Raw genomic sequence first — 14,115 nt, 5'->3', positions numbered from 1 at the left:
ATCATCAAGATGAGCCGCAGCAATGCTTGCGCAAACACCCTGAAAGACATACCTTGGTAGCAACTCGAAATGGAGGGCGTGCCGTTATGACGCCCAGGCGTCCCGAAGGTGCGGGCGCGTTCCCGAAACAGGTAGAGAGCCCCGCGCCGAAACCGCCCAATCGTGGGCCGCTTTATGCGGCGCTCGATCTGGGGACAAACAGTTGCAGGATGCTGATTGCCGAACCGCGCGGCAGTCAGTTTAAAGTCGTGGACAGTTTTTCAAAATCGGTACAGTTGGGGGCCGGACTGGAAGCGACGGGTCGACTGAGCCGCGCCTCGATCGGGCGAACTATTCAGGCGCTGAAGGTTTGCCAGCAAAAGCTGAAGCGGCATCAGGTCAAGAAAATGCGCCTGGTGGCGACCGAAGCCTGCCGACGAGCGATCAACGGCGAGGCGTTCATGGCGCGTGTCCGGCGCGAGACGGGCCTGCATCTGGATGTCATCACACCACTGGAAGAGGCGCAGCTGGCCGTGGTATCCTGCGCGCCGCTGGTCAGCAAGAACACCGATCAGTTGCTGGTGGTGGATATTGGCGGTGGCTCGACCGAGCTGGTCTGGATTGATCTGCGGGGCGTGCCCCATGCTGACCGACGGCGCGCAATCATGCGGCTGCATGGCGGGTTCCATACGGTCAAGGATTCGCTGCCGCGCGCGCGCGTTGTGGACTGGATCAGTGTGCCGCTGGGGGTGGCGACATTGCGCGACCAGTTTCAGGATGTCGAGGATGATGCCGCGCGTTTCGCCTTGATGAGCTGGTTTTTCGAGGAAAATCTGGCAGAGTTTTCGCCCTACAAACGCGAGCAGAGCCGGGAGGGCTTTCAGATCGTCGGCACGTCGGGGACGGTCACGACTGTGGCGGCCAGCCATCTGGGGCTACGGCGCTATGATCGGAACAGGGTAGACGGGCTGCGCATGACCTCGGATGAAATTGACGCCGTGATCCGGTCCTATCTGGCACTGGGGCCGGTTGGGCGGCGACGTGACCCGCGTATCGGACTGGACCGGCAGGCGCTGATCATGTCTGGTGCGGCGATTTTGCAGGCGCTGTTGCGGTGCTGGCCGACCGATCGGCTGTCGGTGGCGGACCGTGGTCTGCGGGAGGGGATGCTTTATGCCCAGATGTCTGCGGACGGTGTTTTGACGGATGAGGATGTAAAATGAACAAGGGCCCGGACGGCAAGAACACATCGGGGCGCGGTCAGCGCGATCTGACGGTCAAGGTCAAGACCGCTCGGGGCAGGCGGGCGTCGTCGACCCGTTGGCTGCAACGGCAGTTGAATGACCCGTATGTAAAGCGCGCCCAGAACGAAGGGTATCGCGGGCGTGCGGCGTTCAAGATCATGGAATTGGACGACAAGTTTCGGTTCCTCGTGCCGGGCGCGCGGGTGGTGGATCTGGGTGCGGCACCGGGGGGCTGGATTCAGGTTGCTGTGCCACGCATCAATGCGCTGGGCGAAAAAGGTGGCAAGGCCGTGGGTCGTATCATCGGTGTCGACCTGCAAGAGATGGAGCCGATCACCGGTGCAGAGCTGCATGTGCTGGATTTCATGGACGAGGGCGCGGATGACAAGGTGAAAGAGTGGCTGGGCGGCAAGGCCGATGTGGTCATGTCCGACATGGCCGCGTCCAGTTCCGGGCACAAGCAAACGGACCATTTGCGGATCATTTCTCTGTGTGAGGCGGCAGCCTACCTGTCGTTCGATGTTCTCGAAGTGGGGGGCACGTTCGTGTCCAAGGTTCTGGCAGGCGGGGCCGAAGGGGAATTGCAGAAGCTGCTGAAGCAAAGATTTACCAAGGTGGCGAACGTCAAACCGCCCTCATCGCGTTCTGACAGCTCTGAGAAATTCGTCGTCGCGACCGGGTTTCGCGGTTAAAGCCGTCGGTGTTGTGGGCGGTGTGCATCAAATCTGTGGGGCAGATTAAATGCAAAACGCTTTTGGCATTGCTCAGCGCAGTGATCGCTGCGCGCGTTCCAGAAAAAGCGCATATGCGCGGGCGTCGAACGGTTCAGTGTCCTCGCGCCGGGCATTGACCAACGTGGCGAAATCGCCCTGACGGATCAATTCGAACAGACGAGAATGACGCGGCGACGTCGTGGAAAAAGGGCGGGCGAACATGGCAGACTCGATGGCTGGTTTCTAAGAACAAGCTGCAACTATGCCAAAGAAATGCGGCGATATTCGTTCGATTTGTGCGCGGAACAGTGATTATTCGGCGCAAGTCATAGCCAAGTTTAAGTGAAATTGGCGCTATTTTGCAGGACCGCAGCAGGCTGCTATCATGCGTTCGACTTTCTGACCGGTTCACGGCTGCGCTGTTGGGTTTCCCAATGCGGGGCCAGTCCGACCTCGACATTGGAGGCGGGTAGCGTATCGCGCCCGCGTACCAGATCGGATGCGCGTTCGGCCAGCATCATGGTGGGCGCGTTGAGGTTGCCGTTCGGTTCGGTTGGGAACACCGACGAGTCGATCACCCGGAGCCCGTCAATCCCGCGCACGCGCAGATCAGGCCCCACGACCGCCATCGCGTCATCCCCCATCCGACAAGTGCCGCAGGGATGATAAGTGCTCTCAAGGTTATCGCGCACGAACGCGTCGATTTGTGCGTCGGATTGCACATCGGGGCCGGGGGCGATCTCTCCATCAACAAAGGGGTCCATCGCTGGCTGGTTTATGATCTCGCGGCTGAGGCGTACGCAGCGCCGAAATCCTTCGCGGTCGTCCTCGTGCTGGAGATAGTTGAACTGGATTTCGGGATGGTCATGCGGATCGGCAGAGCGCGCACGCACATGTCCCCGGCTCTTTGGTTTGTTCGGCCCGGTCAGCAACATGAAACCATGACCCTTGACCGGTTTATGCCCGTCATAACGCACGGCGGCAGGCAGAAAGTGATACTGCGTATCAGGCCATCGCAGCCCGTTTCGCGACCGGATGAAACCGCCGGATTCAAAATGGTTGGAGGCGCCCAGCCCGTCTTTGAACAACATCCATCGCAGGCCAATCAGAAAGCGGCTGAAGAGGCCCATTTTGCTGTTCAGCGTGATCGGTTGCTTGCAGCGGAACTGAATGTAGATTTCGGCGTGATCCTGAAGGTTTTCACCGACACCCGGCAGGTCGTGCTGTACCGCGATCCCGGCTTTGCAAAGTACATCGCTGGGACCGATGCCCGAACGTTGCAACAGATGAGGAGAGCCGATGGGGCCAGAGGACACCAGCACTTCCTTGCGGCATTTCACTGTGTGTTTCTCGCCACCTTTTTCATAGACCACCCCGGTTGCGCGTTTGCCGTCCAACACGATTTTGCGGGTCATGGCACCGGTGATGACTGTCAGGTTCGGGCGCTGCATGGCCGGTCGCAGATAGGCATTGGCCGCTGACCAGCGTACGCCGTTCTTGACCGTCATGTGCATCGGGCCAAAGCCTTCTTGCATGTGGCCATTGGAATCCGCCGTCGGGATATATCCGGCCTCGACCCCGGCGTTGACGAAGGCCCCGTATAGCGGGTTTTCCATCTCGTTGCCGTTGTTGGTGCTGAGCGGACCATCGCCGCCGCGGTATTCATCGCCGCCGATATGGGCGCTTTCAGATTTTTTGAAATAGGGCAGGCAGTTGCGGTATCCCCAGCCATGCGCGCCCAACTCTTCCCATTCGTCAAAGTCCAAGGCGTGCCCGCGTACATAGACCAGCCCGTTGATCGAAGAGGACCCGCCCAGCACCTTGCCACGGGGGCAGTGGATGCGGCGCCCGTTCAGGAAAGGTTCTGGTTCGGTCTCATATTTCCAGTTGTATTTCCTCGTATTCATCGGGATTGAAAACGCCGTTGGCATCTGGATCAGGATGCTGCGATCGCTGCCGCCGAATTCCAGCACCAGAACCGAGGTGTTGGGATCTTCGGTCAGACGGTTCGCCAGCACGCATCCGGCAGAGCCTGCACCAACGATGATATAGTCGTATTCTTCGGTCATGGTCACTACTTTCGGATGGAATGAATCAGCCCATTGCCAGCGCCTTGTCGACCTCGTCATGGAGGCTGGACATGATGCGCTTTTTCAATGTGATGAATTCGGGGCTGGTGGTAACGGTGTAGTCGCGCGGCCGGTCGATATTGACGTCAATGGTGTCCATGATGCGACCGGGGCGCGCAGACATGACATAGACCACATCACCAAGAAAGATCGCCTCGTCGATGTCATGGGTGATGAACAGCACGGTTTTGCGTTCTTCTTGCCAGATCTTGAGCAGGAGTTCCTGCATCACCGACCGTGTCTGGCTGTCGAGCGCGCCGAAGGGTTCGTCCATCAGCAAGACTTCGGGGTTCACGGCCAGGGCGCGTGCGATGGCGACACGTTGTTTCATGCCGCCCGACAATTGCGACGGGTAGGAGTCGCGGAACGCGGTCAGCCCCACGGCCTCGACATAGTGGCGCGCGCGTTCTTCACGGTCCGCTTTGGACACATTGGACAGGGATAGTCCGAACTCGACGTTTTTTTGAACCGTCAGCCATGGAAAGAGCGAATAGCTCTGCGGGACCATGCCCCGTTCGGGGCCGGGCTTTTCGATGGTCACTCCGCCAATCGACGTGCGCCCCGTGCTGGCCTGATTCAGCCCCGCAACCAGATCGAGACAGCTGGATTTGCCGCATCCCGACGGCCCGACGATTACGGCGAACTGTTGTTCCGGGATGGTCAGATGCAGCCCGTCCAGCGCGGTAACACTAGTTGCTGGGTTGGATCCAAAGCGGACAGTGACGTTTTCAAGTTGTACTTCACCCATCATATCTCTCCTTATTTTCCAACGTATTCCCAAGGTAGGACTGCGCGCTTGATCCATTTAAAGACAAGGTCGGTCAGCAGACCCAGCAGGCCGATCACGAAGATGCCGACAAAGATGCCTGCGGGATCAAGGCCGCGCATGGATTGCAGGATCATGTAACCAAGCCCACTGTCTGCCGCGACCAGTTCCGCCACGACGAGGAACGTCCACGCCCAGCCCATCGTGACGCGTAAAGTGTCCAGAATGCCCGACAGGGTTGCGGGCATCAGAACCCGCATGACCACCTGTCGTTTGGTGGCGCCCAGCGTGTAGGACACGTTGAACAGATCGGCATGCACGCCGCGCGCGACATCGGAGACCATGACGATCTGTTGAAAGAACGTTCCGAGGAAAATGACGGCGACCTTTTCTTCCAGACCAATGCCGATCCACAGGATCAGCAGGGGGATCAGGGCCGTCACAGGCAGGTAGCGCATGAAGTTGACCAAAGGTTCAACCGCCGCGGAAACGATCTTGAAACCGCCCATCAGGATGCCGATTGGAATGGCGATCACCGATGACAGGAAGAACCCGATATAGATCTCTGTCAGCGATACCCCGACATGTTCAGCAAGGCTGCCATTGTTGAGTTTCTTGACAAAGGACTGCCAGACATCCCCCGGAGACGGGAGGAAATCGGGGCTGACATAGCCGGTGTAGGTCGCGAGGGTCCAGCCAAGTATAACCAGACCGGCAATCAACAAGCCGGTGCTTATTTCGACCTTGCGCGGGATGTCGCGCTTGGGTGTGAAATACCGGTCCAGAACACTTAAAGTCGCCATGATTTCCTCCTCTCAGGAAGTCGCTCAGTTCAGGAAGGACGTATCGACAAGGTCGGCCGCCGAGAGGCCATCAACCTTGATGCGGCCAAGCTCGCCCCAGATCGCGATTGCGTTATCAATGGTTTGCGTCAGGATGCCGGGCGTTTCGATCGTTCCGAACATTTCGATGTTCCGGTCGATGCTGAGGTATTCGATCCCGGTTGCGGCGGCCTTGAACTCTTCAGGGTCTTCCAGCCAGCCACCGACACCATCGGCCATGATGGTATAGGCCTCGTCCGGGTTGGTTTCCAGAAAGTCGAGGGCGCGCTGCCAAGCCCGCACAAAGCCTTTCAGTTCCTCTTCATGTTCTTGCGCTGTGGTCCCCAGAACGGCCACAACATCGACGATCAGGCCGGGCGTGTCAGAACTGCTGACCAAAATCTTGCCGTGGTCCATGTTGGCCCCTTGGCTCAGGTGCGGCTCCCATGTGACGGCGGCATCGACGCGGTTGGCGGCAAAGGCCACCCCGGCATCTGTCGCAGTCATGTTGACCATCTTGATATCGTCCTGAGACAGCCCTTCGCGGTGCAGAAGGGCATTGATAAAGAATTGCGAAACAGAGCCTTCCTCGAATGCGACAGAGCGTCCTTTGAGGTCTGCAACCGTTGCGATGTCTTTTTGCGAAACGACACCGTCGCCGCCGTTCGAGTTATCAACCGCCAGAATGTAGCGCAGCGGCTTGCCCTCGCGCATGTATGTCGGGAATTCGTCGGCGGTCGAAGCGACGATATCGACGCGCCCGGCCATCAGCGCGCCCATCTTGAGCGGCGTGTTTTCCATGATCGACAGCTCGATCTCGACGCCCTCATCGGCAAAGTAGCCTTTGGCCTGCGCGATATAGAAGGGGCCGTAGCCAACCCACGTCGAATGCGCCAGTTTCAGCGCCTCGGCCTGCGCGGCGAATGTTGATGCGGTCGCGAGCGCGGCGGCTATCAACGTTGTTTTGAATGTGCGTTTCATTTGATCTGTTACTCCTTGTTGGATGATCGTTTCGCCGCGTTGGTCGGGGCGTTGTAATTGGGTGCAGTGGTTATGTGCGGTTCTTATTAATTTTGTTATCCAATGGATTACGTGAGTTTTGACTTTGGCCACCGGAGCGTTTTCCGCGTTGGGGCATAGGGGCGTATCGGCAATCATGCCATCACGCTCCCACCGTTGACGCCGATGCCCTGTCCGGTGATGAACCCGCCGTGTGGACCGATCAGAAAGGCCGCCATCTGCGCGATTTCAACGGGGCGCCCGAACCGGGCCAGCGGAATGTCGAGTTCGCGTGCGCGCCATTCTGCCGTCATGTTAGCCGCGCCCAGCATCTCTGTGTCGATCGGACCGGGGCACAGGGCGTTCACCAGAATATGCGGCGAGAATTCCTCGGCCCAAGACCGGATAAGACCCATGACGCCGTGTTTGGAGGCGACATAGGACGAGAAGGTCTCGCGCCCGGAAACGCCCAGATCGGACGACGTCAGAACGACGCGTCCCTGACGGCCCTGCATCCGGCGGATCGCCTCGCGACCGATCAGGAAGCTACCGCGGAGATTGATGGCAACGACACGGTCGAAATCCCTGACGCTGGTTTCCAGCAGGGGCCGTTCGTCGATGATTCCCGCGCAATGCACCACGGCATCAAGGGGGCCCAATTTGCGGTCAACCTGACGGAACATGGCATCAACGGACCCCTCGTCAGACACGTCGCATGCGACGGTTATGTGGGTTTTGGCGTGAGGAGGCAGCCCGGCTGCGGTGTCCGAAGGCAGCACAATATCGGCGGCGGCGATACGTGCGCCGGTCGCCGCCAACACTTCCGCACATGCGCGTCCGATACCGCGATTGGCCCCGGTGACCAGAATATTGCGCGCCTTAAATTCGGTCACGCCATCACCCAGCCGCGGTTCAGGACGCAGGTTCGTCCGCATTTGTGCATATGGCCGGGCATAGAGTCCTCGCTACGTTTCAGAGAAGCCTAGCGGGCACGAAATATTGAAAAATACCGTTGTTTGAAACGTAACGTTGAGTATTCTGAACATATGAAAAATGCACTGGGAAATCTGCAAGATACCGACCTGCGACTACTGCGCGTTTTTCAAAGTGTGGTACGGTATGGTGGTTTTTCTGCCGCCCGAGATGCGCTGGGTCTGACTCCATCGACGATCTCCAACCACATGACCGCGCTGGAGGATCGGCTGAGTGTAAAGCTGTGTCATCGGGGCAGGGGTGGGTTTCGGCTGACCGAGCAGGGCAAGCAAGTGCATGGGGCGATGCTTGATCTGTTCGGGTCTATCGAGAGCTTTCGCAGTGCGGTAGGCGCCGCCAAGGGGGAGTTGACCGGAACAGTCGAGTTCGGGACCGTGGATGCGGTTTACACCAACGATGCCTTTCCACTGTCCGCGGCGATCGGTGAATTCTCGAAAACCGCACCAAACGCGGTGCTGAACCTGCACATCGCATCGCCACAGGAACTGATTCAAGGGCTGATCATGGGGCGGTTTCACGTCATTCTGACGCCCTCGGACAATTTGCCGAATGCAGCGGAATCCCATTTCGTGTTCCGTGAATACCAGCAATTGTATTGCGCTGCCTCGCACCCATTGTTTGACATCGATACCAAGTCGATAACGCCTGAAATGATCGGGCATTATCCGTTTGTCGGGCGCAGTTATGAGAAGAAAGAGCCGATCAGCGGTATCGATTTCAACTGGCGCTCCGAAGTGTCCTATATGGAAAGCACGGTGTTGATGATCATGTCGGGCCACTACATCGGGTTCCTGCCGGATCACTACGCGCGTGATCACGTCAACAAGGGCCGTCTGAAGGCGGTGGGCGAGGGCGGCTTTGGCTTTTATGATGATTTCCGGGTTGCCCTGCACAGCCGACGCCAGAACGCGGTGGGCAAACACCTGTCCGAACTGATCCGGCGTGTTTGTGGTTAGCGGTGAAAAAATTTGGGGAAGGTAAGTCCCTTGGATCCGGTCGTGGCAGAGAGGCAGCCTTCCATACTAACCTAACAAGATCATTGCTTTGATACGGCAAGATATTCTGAAAGTAGGCTCACACCTCATTAAACACCACTACGTGTTGCGAAGTGTTCTGCTTTTCTATTTTGGCCGAGCTGTATTATAGGACCGCGGCTTTCGGCAGTGCCCATGTCGTAGGTTTGCCTGACTGGGGGCGCGACGATCCGGATGTTCTTGGTCAGCTTCTTTACGGATGTCCGAGGCCGGCGTGCCTTCGTCGCCCTGTTTGGTGCTGAACGCCTTCTGTGATCTTGCCGCTTGGTATCCACTGACCGCATTTACGCGCGGTAGTATGCTGTCACGCCAGCGTCGTATTTTTAGAATTTCAATCATCTGTTCGTCACAAAATCTGCGGTTCATAGACCATCCGTTGCTCGGACGGATCGGTATGCTCTAGCAGCCGATTTCAGGATTCTGAGTCAACGACACGCCATCCTCCTGTGTTAAATATTGTTGACAATATCTGGGTAAAATGGCCCCTTGCGAGGAGCGTTATAAAATAACTAATTGAAATGTTTAGATAATAATAATGGATGCTATGCTTTGCTGGACAGATTGTTGACAATTTTACACTTCCAATCCAACCTAACTTCATCGAGTCGGCGTCAAGGTAATGTTGCGGGCTCTGGAAGTGATGGAACGCAATTGAACTATTCCGGAGGGCTGCAGTCTGATGCCGCTTCATGTGAGTTTTAGAAACGAAGCTACAATTCGCCGCCACATTCGGCTGCGTGCATCGCGATGACGTCGACAACACCACCAAGCGCGACATTAGAGGTGGCTCAGCGCATCAAGAGCGGCATTCTCAAAGGTGAGTATGCTCCGGGAGCCTCTTTGCCAGAGGTGCCCGTGTCTCGTCAGCTGGGCGTTTCTCGCAGCAACGTGCGCGAAGCGTTGCGAAGTCTTGTAGATACCGGCCTTGTCGAATGGCACCCGCGTCGCGGTGTTTCCGTCGCTGAATTGACCCCAAGGCGAATTCACGAGATTTTCACCATGCGTTCTGTGTTGGAGCCCTATGCAGTCCGGCTTGCAATCATGTCAGGTCAAATTCGAGGTGAGTGGGCGCAAAAAATTCAGTGCGCTTATGACGCTATGGTGTCCGCATCCAATGAAGGAGATCAAATTTCCATGGTGGAAGCGGACATGCGCTTTCACTGGTCGATTTGCTCGCCTTGTGACCATGAGATCCTGCTGGGGACGATCAAGGATCTTCAAACCAAAACGCGATTGTGCATTTTTTATACCAAGGTCTTCAAAAGCGACGTGGAGTGTGAAGCTCAAACACATCTGCCGATCTTGAAGGCGGTACTTTCGGGCGAAGTAAACGCAGCGGAGAGGGCACTTCGTGATCACATCATTCACGCTGATGGGCGGCTTATGGTGAATATGCTCGATCAAGCGCAAAACCCAAAAAGGAATAGGTAATAATGGATTTGCGCAAATTGAAACTAGCAAGAAATTCAACGTCTGTATTCGTGGTGCAGCCATGCTGAGAGTTGATCGCCTTGTTAAACGTTATAACAAAGTTGCTGCGGTCGATAATATCTCGTTCGAGGTGGTTGCCGGTGAAACCGTGGCCTTGCTCGGCCCAAGCGGATGCGGGAAAACGACCACGCTTCGAATGATCGCTGGCTTTGCCAATCCCGATGCGGGTATCGTGTCCATCGCAGATCAGGACGTGACGCCACTTCGTCCGTATGAGCGAAATATAGGAATCCTGTTCCAAGACTACGCTCTGTTCCCGCACATGACCGTACGCGACAACGTGGCCTTTGGCCCACAGCATCGGGGCGTGCCAAAGGCAGAGATCCCCGAGCGGGTTGATAAATACCTCGACCTCGTTGGAATGGCGGCGATGGCTGATCGGTATCCCACGACTCTTTCCGGTGGTCAGCAACAACGGGTTGCCCTGGCGCGGGCCATGGCCACGGAGCCGGGTATTATCCTGCTTGATGAACCATTGTCTGCATTGGACGCGAAGCTGCGCGAACGGCTGCGTATAGAACTAAAACAAATTCTGAAAACCGTAAATGCAGCAGCGATTGTCGTCACCCATGATCAGGACGAAGCACTAAGCCTAGCTGATCGCGTGTTGATCATGTCAGAGGGGCGAATTCTGCAAAATGCATCACCATCTGAAGTGTATCACAAGCCGATAAATCGCTTCGTAGCGGAGTTTGTCGGTCGCTCAAATTGGTTGGGTGGCCATGTGGAAACATCCGGTGGTGTCAGCACATTAATGGGGAAGGGAGGCATTTCGTTTGTCCTGCCGCCGCACATACCCAAAGAGCCTGATCTTAACTTCTTTCTTCGGCCAGAATCTATTCTGATCTCAAAAGCCCCACCAGAACATAACAACGATAATCGCGTGTACTGCGAAGGCACAGTTCTTTCGAAAATGTTCTTGGGCCAAGACACCGAAGTTATCGCCAAGATTGGAGACGATCTGGAGCTTACGCTTTTGACGCGTAAAAGCCTGGACGGAGATTTCTCTGTGGGAGAGCGCGTATTCCTCAGCTTTGACAAGGCTAATCTAGGTTATGTGAACGACTGAATAATAAGCGACTAGGAACCAACACCAAAAAAGGGAGAAAACACAATGAACTGGACCAGAAGAGCACTGCTAAAGTCGTCCGCTGCAACATCCGCAGCGTGCTGCCTTGGTTTATCTGTGCCGGCACGTCCTGCCTGGGCCGCCGACGCCACGATAACTGCTGTCGAATGGGGCGGCCGGTACCATGAGAACATGCAGGCGGCCAGCGACACACAAGATGCCATTGATGTGGTCTGGGAATTGCACACTGGTGGCGCTGCAGCAATTCTAGCCAAGATCAAATCAACCTGGCCGAGCGTAAATTACGATGTCGTCGCAGCCTATAGCCCGGTATTTGCTTCGATGATCCGAGAAGACTGGGTCGAGACGGTAACGGCGGAGCAGATGCCAAATCTGGCGGATATTCCGGATGGGCTGTTTATGACCGACAAGGCTGGCAACAAAAAGGCGATCCCGCGCACCACCACCGCACTGCACTGGGGTTATCGCAGAGATCTGTGTCCGTTTGAGATCACAAAGGTTGAAGATCTGCTTGATCCTCGTTTGGCTGGTCAGATTTTTTTCCCCGCGCCAGTCCTCAACTCAAACGCACAGATGATTTCGATCGCACGGGCGCTTGGCGGCGATGAAAACAACATGGAACCCGCCTGGGAATTTGTGGCCGAGCTGGCCAAGAGCGGGAACATCGGGCGTGTCACAACGTCTGGCTCGGATGACTTCAATACGCTTTCCACCGGAGAAACATCGGTCGGATTTGGTGCGACCAGTGTCTTTGAAAGAGTGAATGCGGTCGTGCCGCAAGTTGAATACCTACACAAAATGCCTGATGAGAGCGGGTTCAAATCCATTATCGTAATGGAAGGGTGGGCAATTTTGAAAGGTGGTAACACCGAGGCCGCCATGAAATGGGTGAACGCCATGCTCGCTGCGGAAGTGAATCAGGCATTCAATGCCGGCATTGGTGCGGTTCCATCAAATCTTAAGGCGAATGTCGCCAAGGAAATCGAAAACGTTAGGTTCAGCCAAGAAGAGCTAGAGCTCTACACCTACGCCCCGGATTGGGGATTCGTTTCCGCGAACCTGAGTGAATGGGCGCAGCGTTGGGAGCGCGAAATCGCACCGTTGCTGTAACCGAATTGTTTCAGCAGTAATCTGGTAGGATAGAATACAGATGTTTACTCTACGTTGGCAGCTATTGTTCATAGCGTCGCCGCTTATCGTGATCGTTGTGCTTTTCCTCGGTCCATTGGCGTTGACCGTTACAGAGAGTTTTCGGACGTATATACCGGGAGATATCGGATCAACCCAGGGCGCGCCATTCACTCTCGATAATTACAGAGATTTATCCGACGCCGCGTATGTTGGATACTTTGCCGACACGTTTCGGCTGTCCTTCATTGCGGCGTTGGCCTCTATGGTTTTGGGTTATCCACTCTCTCATTTTATTGCACGACGACCACCGGGTTTTATTCGCAAGGCGATCGTTTCTGCACTCGTCATTCTGATGTTTATGAGTGCTTTGGTGAAAGTGTACGCATTGACGATTGCTTTTGGGCCGGTGGGATTTGGACGTTCTTTTTCTGCAATGCTCGGAACAAGGATGAATGGCAGTATAATGAGTGAAATTCTGGTCGTTATCGGTCTGTTCAGTTTTCTGTTTCCGATGACGACACTGATGATGGTGTCCACCATCCAGAACGTCAATCCACGGCTTCTCGAAGCGGCGGTTGCACTCGGGGCAAGTTGGGTAACCGGTCACTTTAGAGTCATACTGCCCCTTTGTATCAAGGGTTTCGTTTCGACGTTCATCGTCATTTATACGCTGGCGATCAGTGCGTTTGTCATCCCGATGATCCTAGGGCGTGGACAGATCAACTTTATCACCAACCTAATCTATACGCGATTTAGCGAAATCGCGAACTATCCCAGCGGTAGCGCACTGTCCGTGTTGATGCTGCTGGTATCAATGGTGTTGGTATTCATTAGCAGCAGCCTACTGGGGCGTCTGGCTGGCAGTCAGAAAAAGCAGGGGACGAGGTGATGAAACGTCATGTTGACGATGTTGTGAAAATTTTGATCGGGTCAGCCCTCATTGCTGCGGGTGCTGTTTTGATCATCCCGCTACTATTTACCCTCCTGCTTTCGTTTGAACCTCGAGGATACATGGCACCCTTTCCGCCTCCTGGTTTATCATTACAATGGTATTCGAAATTCTTTGGCAGCGAATACTATATGCGCGCTTTAGGAATTAGTTTTGCGATAGCATTGATCGCAGCTACAGTTTCATCGGTCATTGGCGTGATGGCTGCGCTCTGCCTGACCCGATCAAAGAGCAAAATCGTCCATGCGATCAACGCGCTATTCGTGGCGCCCCTGATCGTGCCCGGTGTGGTAATTGGGTTTTCGCTGCTATTCTTTTTTTCACGTATCGGCGTGGAAAGCAGCGCGATCAAAATTATCCTTGCTCACGTTCTCATCACGCTACCCTACACAATTCGAACCAACGTTGCCTCGATGGCTGGAATCGGTGAAACGATGGTCGAGGCATCGCTTAGTTTAGGCGCGCGAGAGGGCCAAACGCTTCGGCGGATTGTTCTGCCACTTGGGCGTACAGGAATCGCGACAGGTTTCATATTTGCCTTTGCATTCTCTATGGACGATATCGCCGTAACGATATTTTTGACCAGCCCAACGGTATACACTTTACCCGCCGCGCTGATCGCCAATATGAAAGCCAACTTTGATCTGACGATTGCAGCAGCCTCGGTATTTCTCGCAGGCGTTGCGCTGCTGGTGATTATAATTCTCGACAGGATTGTAGGTGTCGAAACGGTCATGGGGCAGGGTATCTACCGAAACTGATCTCGAACAAATATT

General features: G+C 55.6%; 14 protein-coding genes. 8 read left to right on the top strand and 6 right to left on the bottom strand.

Annotated elements, in window-relative coordinates; all coding sequences use genetic code 11:
* Positions 1–86: 86 nt before the first annotated feature.
* Complete coding sequence (locus N7U68_RS04350; RefSeq protein WP_263048355.1) at positions 87–1,202, top strand: Ppx/GppA phosphatase family protein; 1,116 nt, start codon at positions 87–89, stop codon at positions 1,200–1,202.
* Positions 1,199–1,915 (top strand): RlmE family RNA methyltransferase, encoded by a 717-nt coding sequence (locus N7U68_RS04345; protein ID WP_165191986.1) that lies wholly within the window; start codon positions 1,199–1,201, stop codon positions 1,913–1,915. Before N7U68_RS04350 ends, N7U68_RS04345 begins: the two co-directional genes overlap by 4 nt.
* A 72-nt stretch (positions 1,916–1,987) precedes the next feature.
* Here the strand turns inward: N7U68_RS04345 and N7U68_RS04340 are convergent, their stop codons facing one another.
* The 6 genes from N7U68_RS04340 to N7U68_RS04315 all read right to left on the bottom strand — a co-directional run bounded on the left by N7U68_RS04340 (position 1,988) and on the right by N7U68_RS04315 (position 7,544).
* The gene (locus N7U68_RS04340; RefSeq protein WP_165191987.1) at positions 1,988–2,158 is read right to left on the bottom strand and encodes a hypothetical protein; all 171 of its coding nucleotides are present in this window, start codon (positions 2,156–2,158) and stop codon (positions 1,988–1,990) included.
* 161 nt (positions 2,159–2,319) lie between these two features.
* Entirely contained in the window at positions 2,320–4,005 is a 1,686-nt protein-coding gene (gene betA / locus N7U68_RS04335; protein ID WP_263048354.1) for a choline dehydrogenase, read from the bottom strand.
* A 25-nt stretch (positions 4,006–4,030) separates the two neighbouring features.
* Positions 4,031–4,813 (bottom strand): ABC transporter ATP-binding protein, encoded by a 783-nt coding sequence (locus N7U68_RS04330; protein WP_263048353.1) that lies wholly within the window; start codon positions 4,811–4,813, stop codon positions 4,031–4,033.
* An 11-nt stretch (positions 4,814–4,824) separates the two neighbouring features.
* Complete coding sequence (locus N7U68_RS04325) at positions 4,825–5,634, bottom strand: ABC transporter permease (RefSeq protein WP_165191990.1); 810 nt, start codon at positions 5,632–5,634, stop codon at positions 4,825–4,827.
* Between the two features lie 24 nt (positions 5,635–5,658).
* On the bottom strand, positions 5,659–6,633 hold the full coding sequence (locus N7U68_RS04320; RefSeq protein WP_263048352.1) for an ABC transporter substrate-binding protein: 975 nt from the start codon (positions 6,631–6,633) through the stop codon (positions 5,659–5,661).
* A 173-nt stretch (positions 6,634–6,806) separates the two neighbouring features.
* Entirely contained in the window at positions 6,807–7,544 is a 738-nt protein-coding gene (locus N7U68_RS04315; RefSeq protein ID WP_263048351.1) for an SDR family NAD(P)-dependent oxidoreductase, read from the bottom strand.
* Positions 7,545–7,697: 153 nt separating this feature from the next.
* On the opposite strand from N7U68_RS04315, the gene N7U68_RS04310 reads away from it, so the two are divergent.
* The 6 genes from N7U68_RS04310 (at position 7,698) to N7U68_RS04285 (ending at position 14,100) form a co-directional block, all read left to right on the top strand.
* A complete protein-coding gene (locus tag N7U68_RS04310; protein ID WP_263048350.1) occupies positions 7,698–8,600 on the top strand; it encodes a LysR family transcriptional regulator in 903 nt (300 codons plus the stop codon).
* Between the two features lie 861 nt (positions 8,601–9,461).
* Positions 9,462–10,109 carry a GntR family transcriptional regulator gene (locus N7U68_RS04305; RefSeq protein ID WP_263048349.1) on the top strand — a complete coding sequence of 216 codons (648 nt, stop codon included), beginning with the start codon at positions 9,462–9,464 and terminating at the stop codon, positions 10,107–10,109.
* A 61-nt stretch (positions 10,110–10,170) separates the two neighbouring features.
* Entirely contained in the window at positions 10,171–11,238 is a 1,068-nt protein-coding gene (locus N7U68_RS04300) for an ABC transporter ATP-binding protein (RefSeq protein WP_263048348.1), read from the top strand.
* A 45-nt stretch (positions 11,239–11,283) separates the two neighbouring features.
* On the top strand, positions 11,284–12,369 hold the full coding sequence (locus N7U68_RS04295) for an ABC transporter substrate-binding protein (protein WP_263048347.1): 1,086 nt from the start codon (positions 11,284–11,286) through the stop codon (positions 12,367–12,369).
* 40 nt (positions 12,370–12,409) lie between these two features.
* Entirely contained in the window at positions 12,410–13,279 is an 870-nt protein-coding gene (locus N7U68_RS04290; RefSeq protein WP_263048346.1) for an ABC transporter permease, read from the top strand.
* Complete coding sequence (locus N7U68_RS04285) at positions 13,279–14,100, top strand: ABC transporter permease (protein ID WP_263048345.1); 822 nt, start codon at positions 13,279–13,281, stop codon at positions 14,098–14,100. The genes N7U68_RS04290 and N7U68_RS04285 overlap by 1 nt, the downstream gene beginning before the upstream one ends.
* Positions 14,101–14,115 lie beyond the last annotated feature (15 nt).

Source organism: Roseovarius pelagicus (assembly GCF_025639885.1).
GTDB classification, from domain to species: domain Bacteria; phylum Pseudomonadota; class Alphaproteobacteria; order Rhodobacterales; family Rhodobacteraceae; genus Roseovarius; species Roseovarius pelagicus.
The sequence above is the reverse complement of the archived record's forward strand: the minus strand, read 5'-3'. Positions and strand labels throughout refer to the sequence as shown.

Bases quoted from the DNA above. Each gene is read 5' to 3' on its own strand.
- N7U68_RS04350 (WP_263048355.1), top strand. From the start codon at position 87: ATGACGCCCAGGCGTCCCGAAGGTGCGGGCGCGTTCCCGAAACAGGTA.
- N7U68_RS04345 (WP_165191986.1), top strand. From the start codon at position 1,199: ATGAACAAGGGCCCGGACGGCAAGAACACATCGGGGCGCGGTCAGCGC.
- N7U68_RS04340 (WP_165191987.1), bottom strand. From the start codon at position 2,158: ATGTTCGCCCGCCCTTTTTCCACGACGTCGCCGCGTCATTCTCGTCTG.
- betA (WP_263048354.1), bottom strand. From the start codon at position 4,005: ATGACCGAAGAATACGACTATATCATCGTTGGTGCAGGCTCTGCCGGA.
- N7U68_RS04330 (WP_263048353.1), bottom strand. From the start codon at position 4,813: ATGGGTGAAGTACAACTTGAAAACGTCACTGTCCGCTTTGGATCCAAC.
- N7U68_RS04325 (WP_165191990.1), bottom strand. From the start codon at position 5,634: ATGGCGACTTTAAGTGTTCTGGACCGGTATTTCACACCCAAGCGCGAC.
- N7U68_RS04320 (WP_263048352.1), bottom strand. From the start codon at position 6,633: ATGAAACGCACATTCAAAACAACGTTGATAGCCGCCGCGCTCGCGACC.
- N7U68_RS04310 (WP_263048350.1), top strand. From the start codon at position 7,698: ATGAAAAATGCACTGGGAAATCTGCAAGATACCGACCTGCGACTACTG.
- N7U68_RS04300 (WP_263048348.1), top strand. From the start codon at position 10,171: ATGCTGAGAGTTGATCGCCTTGTTAAACGTTATAACAAAGTTGCTGCG.
- N7U68_RS04295 (WP_263048347.1), top strand. From the start codon at position 11,284: ATGAACTGGACCAGAAGAGCACTGCTAAAGTCGTCCGCTGCAACATCC.
- N7U68_RS04290 (WP_263048346.1), top strand. From the start codon at position 12,410: ATGTTTACTCTACGTTGGCAGCTATTGTTCATAGCGTCGCCGCTTATC.
- N7U68_RS04285 (WP_263048345.1), top strand. From the start codon at position 13,279: ATGAAACGTCATGTTGACGATGTTGTGAAAATTTTGATCGGGTCAGCC.